This window comes from Dyella sp. 01N36, assembly GCF_056399745.1.
Genome location: NZ_JBFTRY010000204.1, coordinates 1 through 5,848, shown reverse-complemented (window position 1 = coordinate 5,848; position 5,848 = coordinate 1). Strand labels below are relative to the sequence as shown.

Annotated in this window: 7 protein-coding genes; 1 reads left to right on the top strand and 6 read right to left on the bottom strand. The window is 64.1% G+C overall.

Annotated elements, in window-relative coordinates:
* Positions 1 to 59: 59 nt before the first annotated feature.
* Positions 60 to 458, bottom strand: coding sequence for a DUF6165 family protein (locus AC1DMG_RS19045; protein WP_441604034.1), 399 nt, complete (start codon positions 456 to 458; stop codon positions 60 to 62).
* Between the two features lie 165 nt (positions 459 to 623).
* Here AC1DMG_RS19045 and AC1DMG_RS19040 point away from each other — a divergent pair, with 165 nt between their 5' ends.
* The gene (locus AC1DMG_RS19040; RefSeq protein WP_052949583.1) at positions 624 to 1,100 is read left to right on the top strand and encodes a glycine zipper 2TM domain-containing protein; all 477 of its coding nucleotides are present in this window, start codon (positions 624 to 626) and stop codon (positions 1,098 to 1,100) included.
* 70 nt (positions 1,101 to 1,170) lie between these two features.
* Here AC1DMG_RS19040 and lpxK read toward each other — a convergent pair whose 3' ends face one another.
* From lpxK to AC1DMG_RS19015, 5 genes are all read right to left on the bottom strand, one after another.
* Positions 1,171 to 2,139, bottom strand: a complete 969-nt coding sequence (gene lpxK, locus AC1DMG_RS19035; protein WP_477176003.1) for a tetraacyldisaccharide 4'-kinase — start codon at positions 2,137 to 2,139, stop codon at positions 1,171 to 1,173.
* Positions 2,140 to 2,148: 9 nt separating this feature from the next.
* Positions 2,149 to 3,921 (bottom strand): lipid A export permease/ATP-binding protein MsbA, encoded by a 1,773-nt coding sequence (gene msbA, locus AC1DMG_RS19030; protein WP_477176004.1) that lies wholly within the window; start codon positions 3,919 to 3,921, stop codon positions 2,149 to 2,151.
* Positions 3,918 to 4,349 carry an ExbD/TolR family protein gene (locus AC1DMG_RS19025; protein ID WP_121881045.1) on the bottom strand — a complete coding sequence of 144 codons (432 nt, stop codon included), beginning with the start codon at positions 4,347 to 4,349 and terminating at the stop codon, positions 3,918 to 3,920. The genes msbA and AC1DMG_RS19025 overlap by 4 nt, the downstream gene beginning before the upstream one ends.
* 3 nt (positions 4,350 to 4,352) lie before the next feature.
* On the bottom strand, positions 4,353 to 5,003 hold the full coding sequence (locus AC1DMG_RS19020) for a MotA/TolQ/ExbB proton channel family protein (protein WP_441604162.1): 651 nt from the start codon (positions 5,001 to 5,003) through the stop codon (positions 4,353 to 4,355).
* Positions 5,004 to 5,151: 148 nt separating this feature from the next.
* On the bottom strand, positions 5,152 to 5,848 hold a 697-nt coding region (locus AC1DMG_RS19015; RefSeq protein WP_477180910.1), incomplete at its 5' end, for a ComEC/Rec2 family competence protein.

Sequence of the window (5,848 nt, the reverse complement as noted above, 5' to 3'; positions counted from 1 at the left end):
GCGCGGCGCAGCGGGCCGGTCGCGCACAGGGTGCGCTCCTACAACAAGGCGGAGGCGGATTATTTCGCCTTGTAATCCTGGTACGACTTTTCTTCCACCAGCTGTGAGCCCAGCTTGAGGTTGATCTCACGCTTCACTGCAGCGCGGTCGTCGTTCTGAAAGTACACCGCGCGGGCCAGTTCGATGAACTCGGCGTCGAAGGCCTGGGCTTTTTCCTTCAGGCGGATGCGATCCTCGATGTCCCACAGCGACTCGTTCACCGCCAGAAGGCGGGCGCGTTCGGCGGTGATGTCGGTCTGCGAGGCTGGATGGCTGGCCCAGGTGGTGTTGAGCAGGTCCAGCTCGGTGCGCACGTTGGCCAGCTTGGCCGCGTCGGTGATCTGCTTGGATTTGATTTCCAGGATGGTGATCTTGTCGATCAGCTCGCCGTAAGAAACCGGGACTTGGATAAGGCTCATGACAGCTCCGAGGGTGCAGGGCTTTCGCAACGTGCCGCAGGGGTCACGGCAGTCGGCCGGAAAAGTGCACATGATAGAGGGTCTTTGTCGGATCATTCAGTTCGCCATTCAGCCTGCCTCGCTAGACTGGTGACGCAACGCCCACCCAATGGAGAGAGAGAGTCCATGTTCACCCCCCGTATCGCCGTGTTGTCCCTGGCAGCCCTGCTGGCTATCAGCCCGTTTGCCGCCAGTGCCCAGTCCCAGCAGCCGGCGCGCAACGGCGTGCTGGTTCGCAACGACGGCATCTATATCCGCTGTGACCAGTGCGGCACGGTGGAGTCGATCGACCAGAACATCACCCAGGGCAACGACCACAGCATGGCCGGCACCATCATCGGCGGCATCGCCGGCGGCGTGCTGGGCAACCAGGTCGGCAAGGGCAAGGGCAACACCCTGGCCACGGTGGCCGGCGCCGTCGGCGGCGGCTATGCGGGCAACCGCATCGGCGCCAACAGCGGCCGTCCGAACGCCAGCTACAGCTTGCGCATCCGCATGGGCAATGGCTCCTATGCCAATGTGACGGTGCCCGATGCCAGCGCAATCCGCACCGGCGATCTGGTGCAGATCGATCCGCAGGGCAATATCACGCGCATCCAGTAAGTCGCTGCACGATTCAAACAAAAAGCCGGTCTGCGAAGACCGGCTTTTTTCTTGGCTGACGTCAGTAAGGTCAGCGGCGCAGGCGCGCGTCGATGTCGTCGAAGAAGGCTTTCGGCAATACCGCCCGCACCGGCACCGACCACCAATGGGCCTGCGCGAAAGTCCGGCATTTCACGGCATCCTTTTCCGTCATCAGGACTGGCTTGCCGTCGAACGGAAAATCGTTTGGCACAAAGGCGTGGTGATCGGGAAACGGATGCTCGATCACCTGCAGGCCCTGCGCACGCAGGCTTGCAAAAAATCGCGCCGGGTTTCCGATCGCGGCGATTGCATGCACGGTCTGGCCGGCGAAATCCGCCAGTGGCTGTGCGTGATCGTCGACCAATGCGCGTGCCATGCCGCCGTGCAATTCCATCGCGATATCGCCGGGCGCCACGGCACCACCGTTGCAGACGCGATAGTCGACCTTCTGCAGACGCGACATCGGCTCGCGCAAAGGACCGGCCGGCAACAAGCGGCCATTGCCGAAGCGACGCACGCCGTCGATGACGCAGATCTCCAGGTCGCGCGCCAACGCATAGTGCTGCAGACCGTCATCGGCGATCACGACATCGCAACCGGCGTCGATCAGCAGCTTCGCCGCTGTGGGTCGATCGCGCCCCACGGCCACCGGCACGCCACTGGCGCGGATCAGGCAGGGCTCATCGCCGACTTGCGATGGCTCGGCCGATGCATCCAACAAGAGGGGAAGTTTTTGCGTGCCGCCGTAGCCGCGACTGACCACGCCCGGCGTGTAACCGCGCTCGCGCAGACCTTCGGCCAGGGCAATCGTCAAGGGTGTCTTGCCGGTGCCGCCCACGCTCAAATTGCCGATCACGATCACCGGCACGGTCAGTCGTGTGCTGCGCAGAACGCCGATGCGATACAGAGAGCGCCGCAATGCAGTGAGCGCGCCGTAAAGCCACGACAGCGGCCCCGTCCACCATGGCGCAGGCACTGCGCCGTACCAAGCCGATTGGAGACGTTCGGCCGTCGTCATGCCATGGCCTCAGTCACTGGCCTGGCTGTGGAACTGCATGCGATGCAGCGCTGCATAGTGGCCGTTCAAGGCCAGCAGGTCGGCGTGCGTGCCGCGCTCGACGATGCGGCCCTGGTCCATCACGGCAATCTGGTCGGCGTGTTCGATGGTGGACAGGCGATGCGCGATGACCAGCGTGGTGCGGTCCTTCATCAGGCCCTGCAGCGCTTGCTGGATCAATCGCTCGGATTCGGTATCCAGCGCGCTGGTCGCTTCGTCCAGAACGAGGATGGGTGCGTTCTTGAGGATCGCGCGGGCGATGGCCAGGCGCTGACGCTGACCGCCGGAAAGCAGATTGCCGCCCTGCCCGATCACGCTATGAATGCCTTGCGGCATTTTCTGGATGAATTCCCATGCGTTGGCGGCCTGCGCGGCCGCGATGATGTCGGCCTCGCTTGCACCGGCAAGTTCGCCGTACGCGATGTTTTCCGCCACGGTGCCGTCGAACAAGACCACGCTCTGCCCCACCCAGGCAATCTGCCGGCGCAACGACGCCAGCGTGATGCTCTCGTAGTCAGCGCCATCAAGGAGGATGCGCCCCGTCGTGGGCGCATTGAAGCGAGGCAGCAGGCTGACCAGGCTGCTCTTGCCGCTGCCGGAACGCCCCACCAAGGCCGTGACCGTGCCCGGCGCGCAGTGCAGGTTGATGCCGCGCAAGGCTTCGAACTCGCCACGCGGATACACCAGTCCCACGTTCTCGAAACGGATATCGCCCTGGGTGCGTTCCAACACACGCGTACCCACGTCCACCTCGGGCGCCGTATCGATGATCTCGAACAGGTTTTCGGCCGCGGAAATGCCGCTCTGGATATTCGACTGGATATTCGCCAGCCGCTTCAGCGACGGCATCATGCCGCCCATGGCGGTCAGCACGGTGATGAACACACCGGCTGACATATGCTGGATTTCAAACGGTCGCGTCGCCAGAAACACCATCACCGCAAGCGCCAGCGCGGCCACGGTCTGGATCGCCGTGCTCGACTGCGCATTGGTGGAGGCAATCTTGAGGTTCAGTCGCCGCGTACTGTCAGTGACCTCCCTGAAGCGCGCAGCCGCCTGCTCCTGGCCACCGTAGATGCGGATCTCGCGATGCGCCTCGACCGATTCTTCCACAGTACCGGTCACCGAACCCATCATGCCCTGGATGCGGCGACTGATCGAACGATAGCGACGGCTGACGATGCCAGCGATCAGCATGATCAGCGGCACCATCACGAACAAGGCCAGCGTGAGGTACGCACTGGTGCTCAGCATCACGTAGATGAAGCCGATCACGGTGACGCCTTCGGTCACGACCACCTTCACCGAGTCGGTCGAGGCGGATGCGACCTGTTCACTGGTATAGGTGATGCGCGAAACCTGGTGCCCGGAATGCTCCTGGCCGAAGAACGTCGCCGGCAGGCGCAGATAGGCGCCAAACACGTCGCGCTGCATCGCGTTGACGACGTTGCGGCCGATGTAGGACACGCCGTAACTGCTGGCGAAGGTGCCAACACCGCGCACCAGGAAGATCAGCACGATCCAGATCGGCATCCAGAAAATCAGCACCGGATCCTTGTCGACAAATAGCTTGTCGATCATCGGCTTCAGCAGCTTGGTGAACACCGCCAGGCCACCGCCGTCGACAATCATGCCCACGATGGCGATCACGCCCACCACCCAGAAGCGCCGGGTGTAGCCAAACAGGCGCTTGTAGATCTGGCGCGTGTGCGCGTCCCAGATCTTGACCTTGCCGTTACTCACTGAGCGCTATCCGCCTGACTGGGGGTCGTGGCAATGGACAGCTTGGTGAAGCCAAGCTGGCCCAGCGCATCCATGGCGGTGACGACGTTTTGATGCGGGGTCATGGCATCCGCGCGAATGGTGACCTGGCGCTCGCGATCGTCGCCGGCCACGTTGCCGATGGCCTGCTTGAGCGGCTCGACGCCTTCGCCGTGCACTTCATCGCTGCCCACGAAGAAGTGGCCGTCGCGGTCCACCACCACGGTGAGCGCGGGTGCCTGCATGTCGCGTTCTTCCGCGCTGGCCTTGGGCAGGGTCACCTGCAGCCGCGAGTGCTGGATAAACGTGGTGGTCAACACGAAGAACATCAGCAGGGTAAGCAGCACGTCGATCAGCGAGATCACGTTGATCTCGAAGTCGTCTTGCCGACGGTCGTTGCCGATACGCATGCGTCAGCTCGCGCTCGACTCGGCAGCGGCAGCGCGCGGCGCACGCGTGCGGGGCGCAGGAGCCGGTTGGTTGATGGTGAGTTCGTCGAGCAGTTCGGTGGCCTGCTTTTCCATTTCAACGCAGTAGCCAGCGACCTTGGAGCGGAAATAGCGATGCAGCACGTACGCGGGAATGGCGACGATCAGGCCGGTGGCAGTACAGATCAGCGCTTCGCCGATGCCGCCGGCCATCTTCATGGGATCACCCACGCCACCGTGCAGCACTTCCATGAACATGCGGATCAGGCCGATCACCGTGCCGAGCAGGCCGAGCAGCGGGCCGATCAGTGCGATCGTGCCCAGCGTATTGAGATAGCGCTCCATGCGATGGACCACATGGCGACCGGTGTCCTCGATGCGCTCCTTGATGAGTTCACGCGGACGGTTGCGCACAGCCAGCGCCGAGGCCAGCAGCTCGCCCAGCGGCGAACCGTTGGCGAGGGTGGTGAGATGGCTCGGATCGAGCTGGCCCGAGCGGGCCCAGTTGCGTACTTCCTCGCCCAGGCCGGGCGGCAGCACCGACTTGCGGCGCAGGGTCCAGCAACGCTCCAGCACGATCGCCAGGGCGACCGCCGAACAGATCAGGATGGGCAGCATCGCCCAGCCACCAGCCATCAAGATATCCAGCACAACGACTCCGAGCCACTTCGCCAGTCAGGAGGGACGCATCATAACAGTCTCGTCCGGCCGTTCCGCGGCACCGGTGGCAGTTGCGAAAGTCGCCTTTTTGGGGCCTGCGGTGGCGTTCGGCAAGGTCCCGGGCTTATTCGCGCCAGTAGCGAGACTGGCGTTGCCGCCAGGTGGCCGCGACATGGGGCGGCCGATCCGGCGGCACATCGACCTGGATGGCCCCGGCGGTCGCGGTGTTCAGCCATGGCACGCCGGCCTCGTCGTAGCGCTTGATCACGACCGGGCTGGGATGGTGGAAGCGATTGCGCCAGCCCGCCGAGACCAGCGCCAGCTCGGGCGAGATCGCCTGGATGAAGCTCGCACTGGATGAAGTCTTGCTGCCGTGGTGCGGCACCGTCATCACCAAAGGAGGTCCCGGCCGCAGTGACAAGGCCACTGTGGGCTCGACGGCTGCCGTGATGTCGCCGGTCAGCAGCGCCCGGCCGGCCGCCCCTTCCACCAGCAGGACGCAGGAGCGGTCATTGGCCGGGCCACCGCTCCCGCCCGAGGGCAATACGCGCAGGCTCACGCCGTCCCACTGCCAGCGCCTGCCAACCTCGCATGCCGCCATCGGCACAGGCGATCGCTCAGGCTCACCCGAGATGCGTTCCGCTGCGGGAAATGCAGCGGCAACGGCTGGAATGCCGCCTGCGTGGTCGTTGTCGGCATGACTGGCAACGATCAAGTCGAGGTGCTTGATGCCGAGCGCGTGCAATGAAGGAAGCACCGCCGCCTCGCCCAGKTCGAAATCCGACGGATAGCGCGCACCCGCATCGTAGACGAGTGCGTGA

Coding starts and splice junctions, on each gene's coding strand:
- AC1DMG_RS19045 (WP_441604034.1), bottom strand. CDS start 458: ATGAGCCTTATCCAAGTCCCGGTTTCTTACGGCGAGCTGATCGACAAG.
- lpxK (WP_477176003.1), bottom strand. CDS start 2,139: ATGACGACGGCCGAACGTCTCCAATCGGCTTGGTACGGCGCAGTGCCT.
- AC1DMG_RS19025 (WP_121881045.1), bottom strand. CDS start 4,349: ATGCGTATCGGCAACGACCGTCGGCAAGACGACTTCGAGATCAACGTG.
- AC1DMG_RS19020 (WP_441604162.1), bottom strand. CDS start 5,003: ATGGCTGGTGGCTGGGCGATGCTGCCCATCCTGATCTGTTCGGCGGTC.
- AC1DMG_RS19040 (WP_052949583.1), top strand. CDS start 624: ATGTTCACCCCCCGTATCGCCGTGTTGTCCCTGGCAGCCCTGCTGGCT.